Raw genomic sequence first — 17,335 nt, 5'->3', positions numbered from 1 at the left:
AGGATCAATTAACCAACACCTAACCGCCAAGGGTGGGTCAGTTTTAAACCGGCGATATTGCCAAAAAGTGGGTCAGTTTTAACCCGACGTTGACAAGGCCAGCGTTATGAAAAATTATTTCTACATGCCAGACTTCCCGACAGGCTTCCGCCTGCCCTCGAAACGTGGACTGGGAAGTCGACGCTGGTTTCCGGCGGACATTAAAAACTGGTGCGAGCGCTTGAACAATTCGTAGAGGTGCATCATATATGATCGAAGCTCATACCCAGTTGTCGCCCAGATCCAACAAGTCGTGCTCACAAAACGGGCCCTTAACCCCAGGTGAGCAGTCAACACACGGAGAACTGGTGCCAAAGGCATTCCCTTCCACGTCGATATCCCCGATCATCGGAAGGCCCGTGGCAGGATTCACGCAACCCAGAGGTTCGGAGAGACCAGGGAACCTCTGGTTCACCGCTTCTGCCTTGGATCCCGCCATGCTATTCAGGGGCAATTCCTCATCGCGTTCGCTTTCAGAAAGGGGCTCTAACCCGTTCCTTACTAATTCAAGAATGCACAGTAGATTTGCGATTTCCGGCAACCAAGAGGGCGAGCCCCAATGGACCGACAACGCTCAAATTGTTGGTATTGAGGTGAAAAGGAGCTGGAGCGAGACCCTGTTATTTGTGAGGAATAGCCAAAGAGTTTCGAACCTCCCAAGGCCTGAAAAACATCATCAGCTAATCAAAAGGGTCTTTCCCAATAGTTCACAACAAATCCTCCTTACTCAAAACACGCATTTCCAAATAGCTGCTCATCCGTAAGTTTCACTCATTTATTTGAGGATGGAGTCAGCCGAATGCTCAAAGCAATATGGAAATCAGTCGTAATCCTGTCTGCCGTACGCGCAACGTTTTTCATACTTGAGTTATTGCTAATGTCGCTCATCAACGGCCTAAGTGGAGCCTTCATCGTTCTGCAGGAGCGGTCTCAGGAGTTTCTCAATGTCGCCGTTGAGATCGCAGCCATTGCCGTAGGCCTGACGTGGATTGTGAACAGACTCTCGTCCAAAGATAATTCTCCGAGCAGAAGCCAAAACGCGCTTGCGACTGGTTCAGCTACAACTTCGGCAACCGGTGATAGCCCTGGCGTCCTTGACGCAGATGAAATAAGTTCAGAGCTAGCCGAAATAGCTGTACCTGACGATAGATCAGAGAGCGATGGCCGAAACGCAGGAACCAGCGACCGGTTTGATAATGAATCCCCAAACCAATCGACGTTTTACGACACCGCTCCAAATGAAAGTCTGAATGCGAAAATGATTAGTGAACAGCCAGAAACCAACGGTTGCTCATCAGGTGAAGAGCTAGCAGACATACTCAGTAGCGCATGGATTTGATGAATTTCCAGGAGAATGCCCGATGATACATCCAATGATTGCCCTTCTGGCCGTAATTCTGATTCTTTCCACCGGCTTCCTGATACTTTATAAAATCTTTGGGTTAGTGGAGAAAGACATGGCAGATGACGAAAAAAAGAGGGACGACAACGATACCCTTTGACCGATCCACTTCGATGTCGATGAAGCGACTTCTGGTAGCTCAAGGCGCAATGGTGATCTCCCTCAATCACCATCGCGTTCAAATGGTCTACCCCGGCTTTAGCGGATTCGCGATAATGGCTCGGGAAATGCTGTCATTAGGCATGAATGCTCGCAAAGCGAACGTTCAGGCAAATAGATTTTGGAATATGCGCAGTAGACGGGTAGGCACTCTGCGAATGATCGTGATAACCGGTAAAGACGTGATAGCAAGGTGCCAGGCCGAATCCTGGCACCTTGCTATCGGCGTTACTCACCAAGAGTTCGCTGTTTCCAGAGATAAAAGAGCACAGGAATCACCAGCAGCGCCAGAATGACAGCGGAAATCATACCGCCCACCATAGGTGCCGCAATCCGGCCCATCACCTCCGACCCTGTACCGGTGCCAATCATAATGGGCACAAGCCCCCCGATAATGGCGGCCGCCGTCATCATGATTGGCCGAACCCGCATACCGGCACCGTGTAGTACGGCATGGCGGAGGGTTTCTCGCCTTGGCGTCAGCCCTTTGTCATCACACGTTTCCAGCATTTCGTTATAAGCCTGATTCAAATACACCAGCATGATCACCCCAATCTCTACCGCTACGCCGGCCAGCGCAATGAAACCGACACCGACGGCTACCGAAAAATTATAACCAAGCAGATACATCAGCCAGATAGCACCGATCATCGCAAACGGTAGCGTGCCCATAATAATCCCCACTTCGGCAAAACGGCGGAAGTTAAGAAACAGCAGGATGACGATGATGGCCAGCGTTAACGGCACCACATAGGTCAGTTTTTCCTTCGCACGGAGCATGTACTCATACTGACCAGACCAGTTGATTGAATAACCGGGAGGTAGATCCAGCTCTTCACTCACGGTAACCATGGCCTGTTCAACATAGGTGCCTACATCGACACCCTCAATATCCACAAAGGTCCAGCCGTTCAGGCGGGCATTCTCACTCTTAATGGCCGGCGGGCCATCCTCCACGCCGATCTCCGCCACATCTGCCAGGGCAATGCGCTGGCCGGATGCGGTCACGATGGGCAGTTGCTCCAGCTTCTCGGGCGAATCCCGGTAGTCTTCCGGATAACGAAGATTAATGGGATACCGCTCAAGTCCCTCGATGGTTCTGGAAACGTTGATTCCACCAATAGCGGAGGCCACTACCTGCTGAACATCAGCGATATTCAGCCCATAACGAGCGGCACGCTCACGATCAATATCCACCTTGATGTAGCGGCCCCCAGCGACTCGCTCAGAGTAAACGGAGGCTGTACCGGGGATGTCGACCATGACTTCCTCAAGGCGTTTACCGATGTTCTGGATGACGGTAAGGTCCGGACCGGCAATCTTGATGCCCACCGGCGTTTTAATACCCGTTGCCAGCATATCGATGCGCGTGATGATCGGCATAACCCAGGCATTGGTTACCCCCGGGAACCGAATCAGAGTATTGAGCTCCTGCTTCAGCTTTTCGGTGGTCATGCCTTCCCGCCATTGATCCCTCGGCTTGAGCTGGATGAAGGTCTCGATCATCGTCAATGGAGCCGGATCGGTAGCGGTATCCGCCCGCCCCACTTTGCCGAACACGGTTTCGACTTCGGGTACGGTGGCAATCAGCTTGTCCGTTTGCTGCAACAGTTCCCGAGCCTTACCAATGGAGATGCCCGGGTAGGTGGTGGGCATGTACATCAGGTCGCCTTCATCCAGTGGCGGGATGAATTCACTGCCGATTTTGGTGGCTGGCCAAAGGCCCACAGCCAATGCCAGCAACGCAACAATAACCGTCGTTTTCGGGAAGCGTAACACCAGCTTCAGCACCGGCATATAAACGCCAACCAGCAGGCGGTTCACGGGGTTCTTGTGCTCCGGCAGCACCTTGCCGCGAATGAAATAGCCCATCAGCACCGGCACCAGCGTCACCGCCAGGGCCGCACTCGCCGCCATGGCGTAGGTTTTGGTGAACGCCAGGGGAGAAAACATCCGCCCTTCCTGCGCCTCCAGGGCAAACACCGGCACAAAACTGACGGTAATGATCAGGAGCGAGAAAAACAGCGCGGGCCCGACCTCAGAGGCTGACCGTGCAACGACTTCCCATCGGTTCTCAGACGTTAACGGGGTTCGCTCCATGTGTTTGTGCATGTTCTCGATCATTACAATAGCACCATCAATCATGGCGCCGATAGCGATGGCAATCCCCCCGAGTGACATGATGTTGGCATTGATGCCTTGCCAGTGCATGACGATAAAGGCCGCCAGAATACCCACGGGAAGGCTAAGAATCGCCACCAGCGACGAGCGCACGTGGAACAGGAAGACGATGCACACCAGGCCCACCACCAGAAACTCTTCAAGCAGCTTGAAGCCGAGATTATTGACCGCCCGCTCAATCAGACCAGAGCGATCGTAAACCGTCACCACCTCGACGCCTTCAGGCAAACTGGATTTCAGGTCTTCCAGTTTCGCCTTCACGCCATTAATGGTTGCCTGAGCGTTCTCACCAAAGCGCATCACCACAACACCGCCGACGGTTTCACCTTCCCCATTCAGTTCGGCAACCCCACGCCGCATCTGCGGGCCAACTTCAACGGTGGCCACATCTTTCAGCAATATGGGGGTACCGTTGTCATCGAGTCCTAATGGAATCGACAGAAGATCCTCACGGGACTTTATATAGCCAGACGTGCGCACCATGTATTCCGCCTCGGCCATCTCGATGACGGAGGCGCCCACTTCCTGGTTGCCTCTCTTAATGGCGTTCTGGATGTGAGCCAGAGGAATTCCCAGCGCCCTGAGTTTTTCCGGGCTGACCTTAACCTGGTACTGCTTCACCATACCGCCTAGCGCAGCCACCTCAGAGACACCCGGCACCGTTTGCAGTTCGTACTTCAGGAACCAGTCCTGCAGGCTGCGCAACTGGCTTAGGTCCTGGTTCCCAGTGCGGTCTACCAGCGCATACAGGTAAACCCAGCCAACTCCGGTAGCGTCTGGCCCGAGCTGAGGCCTTGCAGAGTCTGGAAGGCTGGGCGCAACCTGGGACAGGTATTCCAGTACCCGGGAGCGGGCCCAGTACATGTCGGTGTCTTCATCGAAGATCACGTAAACATAGGAGTCACCGAAGAACGAGTATCCCCTGACCGTCTTCGCGCCCGGTACCGAGAGCATGGCTGTCGTCATCGGGTAGGTGACTTGGTCTTCCACCACCTGCGGCGCCTGGCCCGGGAAACTGGTTTTGATAATGACCTGCACATCGGACAGATCCGGCAGAGCATCCACCGGCGTTTGTTTCAGCGAATAAAGGCCGAGCCCTGTGATAAGCAACGTCGCCAGCAACACCAGGAAGCGGTTACGAATAGACCAGTGAATAATAGCGGCAATCATGACTCGCCCCCGCCATGGCTCATGGTGCTGTGATCCATGCCTTCATGATCCATCCCCTGCTCATCCATATCCTGAGGCGATGACATCCGTTGGAAGTCCGAGGTTTTGCTGGATTCCGAATCGATCAGGAACTGGGCGGATGTGACCACCGTGTCGCCTGGCGAGAGGCCATTGAGTATTTCCGCATACTTGTCGCCGACGCGCCCAACGGTCACGTTAACCGACTTGAAGGCGCCCTCTTCCATCGCCAGAACCAGTCGGTCGCTCTGTCCGGTGCGGATGACCGACTCCCGTGGCACCAGAAACTGCCGCTGTCCCCGTTCGCCCTGAACATCCAGGCGAGCGAACATGCCTGGCATCAGGACACCATCATCGTTATCAAAGCGCATCCGCACTTGCGCCGTCCGGGTTTTCGGGTTCACTTCGGGGTAGACGTAATCCACGTTTCCGCGCCACTCGCGACCGGGCATGTAATCCAGCGTCATCTGCACCCGGTTACCAGCCTCTACGGCGGAAAGCTGGCTTTCAAACACTTCGCCGATCACCCAGACCTCATCCAGCGCGGCAATCGATAAAACCCGGTTTCCGGGCTTGATGAACATACCCTCACGAACATTCAGATTCTCGATCACCCCGGAACCCGGAGCGTAAACCGTCATGGTTCTCTGGACTTCGCGCTTCTGGCGCAGTTGGCTGATCAGACTAGCCGGTACGTTCAGCGCCAACAATCGCTCGGTAGCAGCATCAACCAGTCTCTGATTGCCACGGTTCATCGCGAGAAGCAGTTCTTCCTGCGCATTCACAAGGGTGGGCGAGTACAGCGTGTACAAAGGCTTGCCTTGCTCAACAGGCTCGCCCTCGGCTTTGACATAAAGCGCTTCGATCCAGCCTTCAACACGAGGGTGCACGTGGGCCATCTCGTCTTCGTTGTACTGCACGTAGCCTACGGTAGTAATGTTGTTAGGCAGGCGCCCCTGAATCACCGGCTCCGTTCGAACCCCAAGGTTGTTGACGACCGTTGGTGAAATTCGGACCGTGCCGGCTGGATCCTCAGCTGACCCACCCTCCTCGTATACGGGGATCAGATCCATCCCCATCGGGGATTTTCCGGGTTTGTCACTTTTGAAATTGGGGTCCATCGGGGCTACCCAATACAGCGGCTCCTTTGGGCCAGAAGCGGCCATTTCAGCTGCAGGCGTCGAAGTCGCGTCAGTGTCAAGCCAGTACGTGGCCCCTGCACCGGCGAGGCCGCCGAGCAATACAAAGCCCAAAGGGCGAGCAAAATTAGCCATGATGGTCAGTCCTGGTAACGATTCAGTGAAAAGGAAGGTATGTCGGAAGTGTCGGACGTCAGATAACGGAAACTCGCCAGATTCTTGGCCCGCTCGGCCATCATCTGTATCAATTCAACCTGGGTATTAAGCTCTGCAATTCGCGCTCGTACCGCTTCGGCGAAGTCGCCGTCATCGTTGTTGTAAGCAGTCAATGCTGCGCTTGCCTGCGCCTCCATTTGCGGCAGCAGGGTCTGTTCATAGAGCTCTATGCGGTCATCCAGTCGTTCGATCCGGGCCACGGCCGCACGGGCTTTGGCCTGAAGTCCCCGGATCTGCAAAATACGTTCTGTTTTTGCCGCCTCCAGTCGCGCCACTGATGCATTCAGTTTTCGATCCTGCCGGTTGCCTGTAAAGATCGGGAGATCAAAGCCAATGCCTACAGAAAACAGGTCGGCCCTGTCCTGACCGTTTGGTGCCCGCTCCCTGTATCCATATTGTGCAGATACTGACCATTCCGGCTTGTAGGCCTGGCGAGCCAGGTCAACGTCAACACTCTGGGCATCAATCAGCTGATCAGTCGCGCGGATTGACGGATGACGGATCAGTGCCTCTGCGGATGTTTCAGCCCAGCCCAGAGGAAACACTCTCAGCAACTCGTTGGGTACATCTTTACTGACAGCCAGCTTGGCCTGGTCCGGGCCTATCCACTCTGCCAGCTCCGCGCGGTTCGATGCCTGTTGCGAATGCAGCACCGTCAGCCGGTCCTCAAGTCGCGTCAGTTCCAGCGAGGCACGGATAACATCCTGCTGCCTGGAACCCATGCTTGCTGAGGTATACCCAGCCTCTGCGACATCCTCTAACTGTTGAAACAGAGCACGATTATCTTCAATCAGTTCGATGCTTTGCTGGGTTCGCCAGACCTCAAGCCAGAGATGCGCTACCGATTCCATGACCTGCGCCCGGCGGTTCTCGCGCCGAAAAGGCTGAACGCCTGCCATTTCCTGCTTTTTTTCACTGGCCAGCTGACGGCTATCACCTCGCGGAATTCGCTGGGTAAATCCAATGGTGGCCTGAGTCATTGCCTCCTGTCCGGTATCGAAAGTATCCGTGGGCAAATTCGCGGCACCAAGCGTCATCCGGGGGTCCGGGAGTGCCCCATCGGCAACAGCTTCTTCCAACAGAGCATCTTGCATCTGCACACTCTGACGCAGCCACGGATCGTTCTCGATGGCCGCATCAATCGCGCCGGTTAACTCAAGTCTGGGTGCCGTCCAAGCGGGCAAACTGGTCAAAACCAAAGCACCGAGAAAGGCCGGCTTTATAAGGTGAGGAAGAATGGACAATGTTATATCTCCATTGAAATGTTTCTGAATCGCAATCTTATAGCGCTTATCTGAAACCAAACTGAATTGCAGAACGAAAATGCACAATTTGATTTATATCAAGATACTGTTATTCCTGAAAAAAGTTACTTTATTTTAAATTGTTTTGTTTCTTTCAGGATCAATTCAGAAACCGATGTTTTAATTAACTCATCAACCAACTAGGAGGTGTAAAAATGAAAAATTTACTTATATTTGCAGCAGCAGTTACTGTTTCAACGTCCGTACTCGCCGGCAACATCTCAGACAATAAGGACATGAAGGCCATGCACAGCCAAATGATGGAAAAATCATCCATTGAAGAAATACTTAAGAATGAAGAGATGCAGCGCTTACACAGAGACATGACACGTAATGCGATGTCCGAAGGGGGCTTTGAGGCTCGCGTGCAAATGATGACGAAAGAAGGCCGGGCTTATCACAAAGCTCTGAAACAAAGGCAAAAAAATACCGCAGGGTAATCCCTGCGGTAAAGTCAACTCGTGGAGACGCAAGCGTCGGCTGGCTCGGGCTTCGAGCAGTCGACGTCCTGATCACGCTCAAGTAAATCACAGAAATCTGAAACTGAACTGAATTTCTTGAACGGTTTAAGGCAATTAAGGAGAACATCATGAAAAAAATCATTATCGCTGCCGCAGCTGCCACTTTATTTTCTACCATGGCCACTGCCAATTCAGGATTGGCCGATCGGATTAATGAAGCGCGCACTTACCCGAACAAAACAGTCGACACGAAAACCAGAATGATGACCTGCATGAAAGAAATGCAATCTCAAAAATCAATGAACGGGTCCAATGTCAATAAGCAGCAAAAAATATCAGTCAGAAACACACACCACAATCATACTTAAATAAATCCAGCGTGTTAGAGAATAACCAGTAGTCGACTGTCTCTTAGAACGACAGTCGACTATTTATTAAATATTGAAAATACAGAAAGTAATTTACTTCACTTCCACGATGCCTCTTCATTTGGCTCTCAGAGTCAACCACCCAAGAAACATCCATTTGACAATCAGGCCCGTTATCGGTGGCAAGAAAACCCATTGTGCAAGAGGAATTACCCCTGTGCCTGCCTACCTCGACGGCGCGGCGGTCGTCACGCCCAATCCACGCGCCCATGCGCTGATGGCCGACAAACGGAACCTGATCCTGCTATCTGATGCCCAAACCCTGCGCGACTGGGGCCTGAGTGAAACCGAGGCAGGATTTCTGGATAGAGCTGTACCGAAGACCCGGCTGGTTTCAGCAAGTGATGAGGCGGAGTTGTGGAGCAACCGGCGTAAACTGTTTTTCAAACCGGTAGCGGGCCATGGCAGCAAGGGCGTCTATCGGGGCGAAAAACTAACCCGCCGCGTTTTCGAAGAGATCCTGAAGGGTGATTACATCGCGCAGAACTTCGTTCCCGCCGGAGAACGCACCCTGAGAGTGGATGGCACGGTCACCACCAGAAAGGTCGATATCCGTTTGTACACCTATGCCGGGCAACATCTGCTTGCCGCTGCCCGTGTGTACCAGGGCCAGGCCACCAACTTTCGAACGCCGGGAGGTGGCTTTGCGCCCGTCTTTGAGGTGTGAAGGTGAGCCTCAATTGGAAACATTCAAAGGGATTAAGCCGTCAGCAAAAGTGCTCGGATCTCATAGATCCTGCATTCGGCCAACCTGACGAGCCAGTCTCATCGACTCATTTTCCTCCATCGCCAAAAGAGATTCGAACAGCTCTTTTGCTTCTGGAATTTCGGCTTTTCCAATCAGCGTTTTGTAGAGATCAATAATCTGATCATGAAAGTCGAACACTTCCCGGCAGATACCATCAAAATCAAGCTTCGCGTAAGGCTCGTCGCAGGTTCGATGAGTTTTGATCGGATTATGGGACAGGTAGTCGTACACCCGAGTTTCCAGTGCCTTCTTATCCCCTTGGTGCTCAAACTCGTTCACGATCCGCTCTATTTCCGATTCATGAGCTGCCAGATAATCCAAAAGCGCACGGGCCCGTTCTTCCTCGTGCTTTGTTGCGCAATGGGACAGACAGCTCGCCAGATGTGAGTGCAGATCGCGCGTCCAGTCGATCAGTTGTCCAAAAGTCTTTATATCCATATCTTTTTTCCTTTTTTCCTTTTTTCCTTTTTTCTTCTCCATAATATGACTGACATCAAATAGGTATCCCGTCGTCAAATGAGGAGTCCTATTTGCATTTCCAGTGTTCAGTTGGGCTATGCGCTCGCCTGGCTAATTCGCTAATCCATTGCAAACCGCAGGCACTGCAGCAAATCGACGCCTCTACCGGCTTCAGATCGATTCCACAACCTCAGAGAGCATATCCCTGACCTTCCCGGCAACCTGCTTGAGCTCGTCATTATCGATGGCGCTCATGGAAGCCAATGGATCCACTGCACTTACCTCAATGCCCTCCGAAACCTCACGAAGAATAACGTTGCAAGGCAGCATGGCACCCACGCGAGGCTCCACACCGATGGCTTCCCAGGCCATGCCAGGATTGCAGGTCCCGAGAATCCGATAGGCCTGCATATCCTTGTCCAGCTTTTCTTCATGGTGGCTTTGACATCAATTTCTGTCAGCACACCGAAGCCGTGATCAGTGAGGGCCTGACGCGCTCTTCTGTCCACGTCCTCGAAATCGACATCTTTGATAACTCGATCGATTGTGTATGACATAGCTACCTCCAATGATTCAGAAGTTCATTGTTTTGACCCGAGTTTCACCACCCTCAAACGCAGCGCATTCACGATCACGCTGACCGAGGACAGCGACATGGCGGCCGCTGCAAAAATGGGCGACAGCAGTATCCCGAAAAACGGGTACAAAACCCCTGCCGCTATCGGAACACCGGCGGAGTTGTAAACGAAGGCGAAAAACAGGTTCTGACGGATATTGCGCATGGTCGCCAGAGACAAACGGCGCGCCTCGACAATGCCCATCAGGTCGCCGCGTAGCAGCGTAATGCCGGCGCTTTCGATGGCGACATCGGTCCCGGTGCCCATGGCCACACCGACATCCGCCGTTGCCAGTGCAGGCGCATCGTTTACGCCGTCACCCGCCATCACGACAACACGGCCTTCGTCTTTCAGGCGCTGGACGATCTTGCCCTTATCTTCCGGCAGGACTTCCGCTTCCACTTCGTCGATATGCAGTTTTCGGGCAACTGCTTCAGCTGAAGTGCGGTTATCGCCGGTCAGCATGACCACCCGGATGCCGTCTTTTTGCAGCGCGGAAATAGCGGCTTCGGTGGTTTCCTTGACCGGATCGGCAATCGCCAGCAACCCTGCGACGTTTCCGTCGACAGCAGCAAAAATCACGGTAGCACCATCTTTTCGGAGCTGGTCGGCGTCGCCGTCAAATCGCGTGGTGTCGACATTTTCCGACTCCATGAGAAGGCGGTTACCAAGTAGCACCCGCTTGCCGTCTATTCGACCGGTAACCCCTTTACCATTCGGAGAGTCAAAGTCTTCCGCATCCGGAAGCTTCAGGTCCATGCCCTTGGCTTTATCGAGTATGGCGTGAGCCAGTGGGTGCTCACTGCCTTTCTCCAGGCCACCTGCATAACGCATGAGACTACTGTCATCGAACCCGTCGGCCGCGACAAGCCGGGTGACTTGCGGCTTGCCCTCTGTCAGCGTGCCGGTTTTATCCACCACCACCGTGTCCACTTTCTCCATGCGCTCCAGTGCTTCTGCATCACGGATCAGCACACCACTCTGTGCGCCGCGCCCGACGCCGACCATAATGGACATAGGCGTTGCCAGACCTAGGGCGCAGGGGCACGCAATAATCAGCACGCTCACAGCAGCAATCAGACCGAATGCCATCGGGGGCGTCGGCCCAAGGAAGGACCAGGCAATGAAGGCGATAATGGCGATCACGATTACGGCTGGCACAAAGTATCCTGCCACCTTGTCTGCCAGCCCCTGGATGGGTGCACGGCTGCGTTGAGCGCTGGCCACCATCTGCACAATCTGGGACAGCATGGTGTCCCGACCGACCTTGTCGGCCCGCATGATAAAGCTGCCCTGCTGGTTGATACTGCCGCCGATCACCTGGTCGCCGGATTTTTTGCTGACTGCCAAAGGCTCACCGGTCACCATGGATTCATCCACGTTGGAGCTGCCTTCAAGCACCTCGCCGTCCAGCGGCACCTTGTCACCGGGGCGCACCCGCAGGCGGTCGCCCACCTTGACCTGATCAAGCGACACATCGGATTCGCTGCCATCGTCGTCCAGTTTTCTGGCCGTCGCCGGTGCCAGATCCAGCAGGGCCTTGATGGCACCAGAGGTTTTCTCTCTGGCGCGCAATTCCAGCACCTGCCCCAGCAGCACCAGCACCACGATGACAGCAGCCGCCTCGAAGTAGACGGCGACCGACCCGTCTTCCTGCCGGAAGGCGCCTGGGAAGATCTGCGGCGCCAGGGTCGCCACCAGGCTGTAGATCAGCGCGACGCCGGTACCAATGGCAATGAGCGTAAACATGTTCAAGTTACGGCTAACCACGGATTTCCAACCCCGGACGAAGAAGGGCCAACCGCACCAGAGCACCACAGGCGTTGCCAGCACCAGTTGAATCCAGTTGGACATCTGCGGGGCTATAATGTGATCGAGTCCGGTGAGGTGCCCACCCATCTCCAGCACCAGTACAGGCAGGGCCAGCACCAGGCCGATCCAGAATCGGCGGGTCATGTCTTTGAGTTCTTCCGAAGGCCCGTCGTCCAGGCTTACCTGCTCGGGCTCCAGGGCCATGCCGCAGATTGGGCAGTCCCCTGGCCCTTGCTGCCGAATCTCGGGGTGCATGGGACAGGTATACATAGTGCCCGGCGCTACCGGCTCTTGCTGTTTCTTTTCCCAATCGAGGTACTGCTCAGGGTCCTCGTCGAATTTGGACTGGCAACGCGACGAGCAGAAGTACCAGGTTTTACCGCCATGCTGGCTGCGGTGTTCCGCGGTATGCGGATCCACTGCCATGCCGCAAACCGGATCCTTGGCGGTGTGCTCGCCAGGTTCTTTATCGGTGTGGTGATCGTGGTCATGGGCGTGATGGTGCTCAGCCATTGCGATCTCCTGTTTTGTCGGCGGGCCAGTCTGCAAATGCAATAAAATACAGCAGAACCAGATTGACGATGGGGATCAATATCAGCACACCCATCCACCCCGGATACCCAGTGCGCTGGCAAATACGCCAAGCCGGAATGACCACCACAATAGCAATCACCAGCATCCACAGCCAGTGGCCTGCCCACATGGTATTCCCGAACATGTTATCTCCCATCATGGCAATAGCCTCTCTTCCTGATTCAGATTAATGATGATGCGCATGACTCTCTTCCTGTTTCGCTTGCGCCGATTCCGGTGATCTTTTAAGGAAAATCTGCTCGGATACTGCAATCACGATCATGGTCACGACTGCCACGCTGATGACGAACGGGTCCGTATTAAGCTTTACCCAGACGAAGCCGCCCAGCGCCAAAAGATCCAACAAGATGGCTGTTGCTGGCACCCAGGTGTTGGCCTTAATGTCTTTGCGTAGATAACGGAGCACACCCCAGTGAATGGCAATGTCCATAATCAGATAAAACACGATACCCAGCGCAGCAATGCGTGACAGGTCAAAGAAGGCGGTCAGAATCAGACCCAGGACAACGGTATACACCAGTGTGTGCTTCTGAATGCTGCCGGGCATCCCGAAATGCCGATGAGGAACCAGTTTCATCTCCGTCAGCATGGCCAACATGCGGGACACAGCAAATACACTGGCCAGAATTCCTCCCGCCGTGGCCATCATGGCAATCGCAACAGTAAACCAGACGCCGTATTCGCCGAGAGCGGGGCGTGCAGCAGCGGCGAGAGAGTAATCCTGCGTTTCGATAATTTCAGCCAGAGATAGATTGCTGGCGACCGCAAATCCCACCAGCGTGTAGATCACCACACAGGCGGCAATGGAAATCACGATGGCGCGCCCAACGTTTCGCTTCGGGTCGATGACTTCCGAACCACTGTTGGTGATGGTCGTAAAGCCTTTGAACGCAAGAATGCCCAACGCGGTCGCGCCCAAGAAGTTGCCCAGCGTTCCGGCTTCACCGGGCTCCGAAAAATCAACCGAGATTGAGTCGGCAATCCAGACCCCGACCAGACCGAAAATCAGTATGCCGCCGATTTTCAGGATCCCGATAAAGGAAGCCACCCCTTGAATCATCCGATTGCCCAGCAGGTTGATCAGAAAGGCCGCAAGAATGAGCGCCACGCCGAGAATGGGCACCATGCGGCCACTGTCATCCCCGCCAAAAAGTTGCATGGTGTAAGAGCCAAAGGTCCGGGCCAGGAAGCTCTGAGCGATGACCATGGAAAAATACATCAACAGGGCGTTGAAAGCCGTTGGCAGCCGGTTTCCGTAGGCCTTGTGCAGGTACATCCCGATACCGCCGGCGGAAGGGTAGGTATTGGAGATCTTGATGTAGGAATAGGCGCTGAAGCTCACAATCACCGCTGCAGCGAGAAAGGCCAGCGGGAATAGCACACCGGTCATCTGGGCCATCTGCCCGGTCAGAGCAAAAATACCGGCGCCAATCATGACGCCGGTACCCAGCATCACCGTCCCTGGCAGAGTGAGACTACCTTCCTGGTAGCGAGTTCTTCGATCTTCCTCCCTGCTCATTCAATCTCCTCTTATTTTTTCATGGGTGGAATCTTGGAACAGCAGAACGGCTCATGCTTGGCATTTGCCCGGACGTTGTCGTCGGTAAACCGGTACCAGGCCAGTTTGCGCCGGGTCCACCATCCGGTTTTCAATCGGCCACCGTAAGCCTTGATCAGTTCCAGTAATTCATCGACGGACCAGTGGGTTCCATCGTACGTCACCTGCAATGTGCCATTTGGCTTACGCTCGGCGAAATCAACGCATGGGTGGTGATTCAGATCGTGGATGAGCCCCTCCCACTGATCCTCTCCAAGCCCCTCGACGGTCATTTTTCGGCGCAACAAAAACTGCTCCTGGTTGGTTGCTTTGTGTGCTTTGGTCATGGGGTGACACCTCTCTTCCTGATGACTTCTCCCTGTATCAAAACACTTCAACCTGAACTGCGACTGAAAATGGACACATGCTTTCGGTGGATTTGAGTTACATCAAATCATAGACGAAAAAGGCCATCAGTTTCCCAATGGCCCTTCAACATCAACGTCAGAATGCAATTCGAGCGCCGATCACGGCAAACCAGTCTTCTGTGCTTCCGCCGCCGGTTTCAGCGAAATCCGCGGTATCACCGTATTTTTGTTCATGCACCACACCGACATAGGGCGAAAAGGCGCGATCAACCAAGTCATAACGCAGACGCAGCCCTGCTTCGGTGGACACCAGACCTTTGCCAACACCAATTTCACGATCCTCACTGAAGGCCACCGTTGCGTCCAGTGTCGCCGCGAGGATCCAATAATTGGTGAGCAATAATTCATACTCTGCGTCCAGCTCAGCGGACGTCTCACCTTCATCGCTCACATACAGGTTGGCATCAACCTCAAACCATTGGGGTGCAAGCCCAGCGACACCCAGTACGGCGTAAGTTCGATCCGGTCCTTCAGGGGTGTCAAAGCGAACACCCGCTTTGGCATCGAAGAATTTAGAGATGGGGATCTGGCCGACCAACTGATTTTCCAGTGTTTCGTAGGCCTGTTCTTCTATCTCGTATTCACCGGTTGTGAGCAGCCGGACTTTAAAATCGTCGGTGCCATAAAAGGCATCCGCATTCCAGACGCCCAGTTCCTCATCATCGTCGCTGTAGCGGTATTCAAACTCCTCGAACTGAACCCCCCAGGTTGTGAGCGGCTGTTTACGAGCGGTAGTGTCAGAAATCATTTCCTGAGCTGTCACCGCCGTTGAGAAGCCAACAGAGGCAATAAGACTGACTGCGACAAGTGATCGAATACAGCTCATACCTCACCTCCATCTTCAGCAATCGCGTCTGTTTTCGCCTGGGTTGAATCCGGGCCACCTTCGACAATCACCTTACGGAACATTCCGGCCGCCGCGTGGTAGGAAAGGTGGCAATGGAACGCCCACTGCCCCGGGGCATCGACTTCGGTTTCCATGTACACAGTGGTGCCCGGATTCACGCTCACAGTGTGCTTGATGGGATTCCACTGGCCGGCGCCGACGTCCAAAATCGACCACATGCCGTGCAGGTGCATTGGATGCGTCATCATGGTTTCGTTAACAAACTTGAAGCGGACCCGCTCACCGTATTTCAGACGAATCGGATCGGCGTCTTCATACTTGACGCCATTAATGCTCCAGGTGTAACGCTCCATATTGCCGGTCAGGCGAAGCTCGATTTCCCGGGTCGGTTCGCGGTCTTCATACAACGGATCCTGAGCCTTCAGGTCGGCGTAAGACAGAAATTTACCGCCATTAGCAGCTTTGGGCATGAGGCCACTGCCCTTGGCATAGAAAGGATCGCTTTTATCTTCTTTTCCCATCGTCATGGAACCATGGTCCATACCTTCCATATTGGAATGATCCATGCTGTCCATGTTGGAGTGGTCCATTCCCTCCATTGAGGAGTGATCCATCCCGGACATATCTTCTGAGCTGCCCATATCCATGCCTCCATGATCCATCCCCGCCATGCTGCCATGGTCCATACCGGGCATGCCGCCCATATCAGCCATTGTCAGGCGGGCAGGTTCACGCAGTTGCGGCACGGCCGCTTCCATACCCTTTTCAGGGGCCAGTGTTGCCCTGGCAAAGCCGGAACGTCCCATGGATTCGGCGAAGATAGTGTAAGCCTGCTCATCTTTCGGGCGCACGATCACATCATAAGTTTCCGCTACACCGATCCGGAATTCGTCCACGGTAACCGGCTGCACGTTATTGCCATCGGCCTGCACAACCGTCATATCCAGACCAGGGATCCGGATGTCGAAATAGGTCATCGCCGATGAATTGATGAAACGCAGGCGAATACGCTCGCCAGGTTCAAAGATCCCGGTCCAGTTCTGGTCCGATCCCTTGCCATTGATTAACCCGGTAAAACCTTGCACGTCTTCCACATCCGCCTTCATCATGCGCATGCTGCCCCAGGCCATACGATCCTGGACAGTGTTCATCAGGCCGTTTTCCGACACCTCAGAGAAAAAGTCACCCACTGTCAATTGCTGGCGATTGTAGTAATCCGCCATCATTTTCAGGTTGCGCATGATGCGGTCACCGGAATGGGGGTGCTTGTCAGTCAGCTGCACCACGTATTCACGATCGTAGCGGAATGGCTCACGGCCCTCGGGCTCGATGACAATGGCACCATAGGCCCCGTCCGGCTCCTGAAAACCAGAGTGGCTGTGGAACCAGTAGGTGCCTGCCTGCTGGATAGAAAACTCATAGGTAAAGGTTTCACCCGGCTTGATGCCCGGGAAACTGATACCAGGCACACCGTCCTGGTTAAAAGGAAGGATCAGGCCGTGCCAGTGAATGGACGTCATCTCATCCAGGTTGTTGGTCACGTTGATCCGGACGTTCTCGCCTTCCTTGAAACGCATTACCGGTCCCGGAGATGCGCCGTTGTATCCAATGCCTTCCTTCACAAAATCGCCGGTATCAATTTTTACCCGGTCGACCGTAAGGTCGTACTCACCGGCCAGAACCATGGCTGGCATCAGCAGGCTCAAAAGCCCTGTCAAAAAGCGTGGTTTCATCTGTGTTGCTCCGAACTACACGTCATTGAAGCCGGGCCGAGAA

The 17,335-nt window shown here is 54.1% G+C and carries 16 protein-coding genes and 1 pseudogene; 5 read left to right on the top strand and 12 right to left on the bottom strand.

Annotation, left to right across the window (positions count from 1 at the left end):
- Positions 1–838 precede the first annotated feature (838 nt).
- A complete protein-coding gene (locus tag ABIE59_RS16565; protein WP_114435603.1) occupies positions 839–1,378 on the top strand; it encodes a hypothetical protein in 540 nt (179 codons plus the stop codon).
- A gap of 22 nt (positions 1,379–1,400) precedes the next feature.
- The gene (locus tag ABIE59_RS16560) at positions 1,401–1,541 is read left to right on the top strand and encodes a hypothetical protein (protein ID WP_153741758.1); all 141 of its coding nucleotides are present in this window, start codon (positions 1,401–1,403) and stop codon (positions 1,539–1,541) included.
- Positions 1,542–1,828: 287 nt separating this feature from the next.
- On the opposite strand, the gene ABIE59_RS16555 is transcribed toward ABIE59_RS16560, so the two are convergent.
- Genes ABIE59_RS16555 through ABIE59_RS16545 form a run of 3 tightly spaced genes read right to left on the bottom strand, consistent with a single transcriptional unit; the run spans position 1,829 to position 7,517 of the window.
- A complete protein-coding gene (locus tag ABIE59_RS16555) occupies positions 1,829–4,951 on the bottom strand; it encodes an efflux RND transporter permease subunit (RefSeq protein WP_113880705.1) in 3,123 nt (1,040 codons plus the stop codon).
- On the bottom strand, positions 4,948–6,243 hold the full coding sequence (locus ABIE59_RS16550; RefSeq protein WP_058340747.1) for an efflux RND transporter periplasmic adaptor subunit: 1,296 nt from the start codon (positions 6,241–6,243) through the stop codon (positions 4,948–4,950). The genes ABIE59_RS16555 and ABIE59_RS16550 overlap by 4 nt, the downstream gene beginning before the upstream one ends.
- A 5-nt stretch (positions 6,244–6,248) precedes the next feature.
- Positions 6,249–7,517, bottom strand: coding sequence for a TolC family protein (locus ABIE59_RS16545; RefSeq protein WP_227513210.1), 1,269 nt, complete (start codon positions 7,515–7,517; stop codon positions 6,249–6,251).
- A gap of 266 nt (positions 7,518–7,783) precedes the next feature.
- Between ABIE59_RS16545 and ABIE59_RS16540 the strand changes: the two genes are divergently transcribed.
- From ABIE59_RS16540 to ABIE59_RS16530, 3 genes are all read left to right on the top strand, one after another.
- Positions 7,784–8,068, top strand: a complete 285-nt coding sequence (locus tag ABIE59_RS16540; RefSeq protein WP_354448581.1) for a hypothetical protein — start codon at positions 7,784–7,786, stop codon at positions 8,066–8,068.
- Positions 8,069–8,217: 149 nt separating this feature from the next.
- The gene (locus ABIE59_RS16535; protein ID WP_354448579.1) at positions 8,218–8,457 is read left to right on the top strand and encodes a hypothetical protein; all 240 of its coding nucleotides are present in this window, start codon (positions 8,218–8,220) and stop codon (positions 8,455–8,457) included.
- 217 nt (positions 8,458–8,674) lie between these two features.
- Positions 8,675–9,184 (top strand): ATP-grasp domain-containing protein, encoded by a 510-nt coding sequence (locus ABIE59_RS16530; protein ID WP_227508254.1) that lies wholly within the window; start codon positions 8,675–8,677, stop codon positions 9,182–9,184.
- A gap of 60 nt (positions 9,185–9,244) precedes the next feature.
- Here the strand turns inward: ABIE59_RS16530 and ABIE59_RS16525 are convergent, their stop codons facing one another.
- The 9 genes and pseudogenes from ABIE59_RS16525 to ABIE59_RS16490 form a co-directional block, all read right to left on the bottom strand.
- Complete coding sequence (locus tag ABIE59_RS16525) at positions 9,245–9,703, bottom strand: hypothetical protein (protein WP_022990672.1); 459 nt, start codon at positions 9,701–9,703, stop codon at positions 9,245–9,247.
- 192 nt (positions 9,704–9,895) lie between these two features.
- Entirely contained in the window at positions 9,896–10,135 is a 240-nt protein-coding gene (locus ABIE59_RS16520; RefSeq protein WP_246065264.1) for a DUF302 domain-containing protein, read from the bottom strand.
- A gap of 65 nt (positions 10,136–10,200) precedes the next feature.
- Positions 10,201–10,281 (bottom strand): annotated as a pseudogene (locus tag ABIE59_RS20010) (DUF302 domain-containing protein); the annotation flags it as partial.
- Positions 10,282–10,305: 24 nt separating this feature from the next.
- The gene (locus ABIE59_RS16515) at positions 10,306–12,666 is read right to left on the bottom strand and encodes a heavy metal translocating P-type ATPase (RefSeq protein WP_354448576.1); all 2,361 of its coding nucleotides are present in this window, start codon (positions 12,664–12,666) and stop codon (positions 10,306–10,308) included.
- Positions 12,659–12,886 carry a DUF805 domain-containing protein gene (locus ABIE59_RS16510; protein ID WP_048496390.1) on the bottom strand — a complete coding sequence of 76 codons (228 nt, stop codon included), beginning with the start codon at positions 12,884–12,886 and terminating at the stop codon, positions 12,659–12,661. Before ABIE59_RS16510 ends, ABIE59_RS16515 begins: the two co-directional genes overlap by 8 nt.
- 27 nt (positions 12,887–12,913) lie before the next feature.
- Positions 12,914–14,266 carry an APC family permease gene (locus ABIE59_RS16505; protein ID WP_354448574.1) on the bottom strand — a complete coding sequence of 451 codons (1,353 nt, stop codon included), beginning with the start codon at positions 14,264–14,266 and terminating at the stop codon, positions 12,914–12,916.
- 11 nt (positions 14,267–14,277) lie between these two features.
- The gene (locus tag ABIE59_RS16500; RefSeq protein ID WP_048496392.1) at positions 14,278–14,631 is read right to left on the bottom strand and encodes a hypothetical protein; all 354 of its coding nucleotides are present in this window, start codon (positions 14,629–14,631) and stop codon (positions 14,278–14,280) included.
- Positions 14,632–14,788: 157 nt separating this feature from the next.
- Positions 14,789–15,538, bottom strand: a complete 750-nt coding sequence (locus tag ABIE59_RS16495; protein WP_106761012.1) for a copper resistance protein B — start codon at positions 15,536–15,538, stop codon at positions 14,789–14,791.
- Positions 15,535–17,292 carry a copper resistance system multicopper oxidase gene (locus ABIE59_RS16490; protein WP_354448571.1) on the bottom strand — a complete coding sequence of 586 codons (1,758 nt, stop codon included), beginning with the start codon at positions 17,290–17,292 and terminating at the stop codon, positions 15,535–15,537. The genes ABIE59_RS16495 and ABIE59_RS16490 overlap by 4 nt, the downstream gene beginning before the upstream one ends.
- Positions 17,293–17,335: the final 43 nt, after the last annotated feature.

Origin of the sequence: Marinobacter sp. MBR-99 (assembly GCF_040547575.1) — a bacterium.
Taxonomy (GTDB): Bacteria; Pseudomonadota; Gammaproteobacteria; order Pseudomonadales; family Oleiphilaceae; genus Marinobacter.
The sequence above is the reverse complement of the archived record's forward strand: the minus strand, read 5'-3'. Positions and strand labels throughout refer to the sequence as shown.

Coding starts and splice junctions, on each gene's coding strand:
- ABIE59_RS16510 (WP_048496390.1), bottom strand. CDS start 12,886: ATGATGGGAGATAACATGTTCGGGAATACCATGTGGGCAGGCCACTGG.
- ABIE59_RS16515 (WP_354448576.1), bottom strand. CDS start 12,666: ATGGCTGAGCACCATCACGCCCATGACCACGATCACCACACCGATAAA.
- ABIE59_RS16535 (WP_354448579.1), top strand. CDS start 8,218: ATGAAAAAAATCATTATCGCTGCCGCAGCTGCCACTTTATTTTCTACC.
- ABIE59_RS16520 (WP_246065264.1), bottom strand. CDS start 10,135: ATGCAGGCCTATCGGATTCTCGGGACCTGCAATCCTGGCATGGCCTGG.
- ABIE59_RS16525 (WP_022990672.1), bottom strand. CDS start 9,703: ATGGATATAAAGACTTTTGGACAACTGATCGACTGGACGCGCGATCTG.
- ABIE59_RS16555 (WP_113880705.1), bottom strand. CDS start 4,951: ATGATTGCCGCTATTATTCACTGGTCTATTCGTAACCGCTTCCTGGTG.
- ABIE59_RS16495 (WP_106761012.1), bottom strand. CDS start 15,538: ATGAGCTGTATTCGATCACTTGTCGCAGTCAGTCTTATTGCCTCTGTT.
- ABIE59_RS16560 (WP_153741758.1), top strand. CDS start 1,401: ATGATACATCCAATGATTGCCCTTCTGGCCGTAATTCTGATTCTTTCC.
- ABIE59_RS16550 (WP_058340747.1), bottom strand. CDS start 6,243: ATGGCTAATTTTGCTCGCCCTTTGGGCTTTGTATTGCTCGGCGGCCTC.
- ABIE59_RS16565 (WP_114435603.1), top strand. CDS start 839: ATGCTCAAAGCAATATGGAAATCAGTCGTAATCCTGTCTGCCGTACGC.
- ABIE59_RS16500 (WP_048496392.1), bottom strand. CDS start 14,631: ATGACCAAAGCACACAAAGCAACCAACCAGGAGCAGTTTTTGTTGCGC.
- ABIE59_RS16540 (WP_354448581.1), top strand. CDS start 7,784: ATGAAAAATTTACTTATATTTGCAGCAGCAGTTACTGTTTCAACGTCC.
- ABIE59_RS16490 (WP_354448571.1), bottom strand. CDS start 17,292: ATGAAACCACGCTTTTTGACAGGGCTTTTGAGCCTGCTGATGCCAGCC.
- ABIE59_RS16505 (WP_354448574.1), bottom strand. CDS start 14,266: ATGAGCAGGGAGGAAGATCGAAGAACTCGCTACCAGGAAGGTAGTCTC.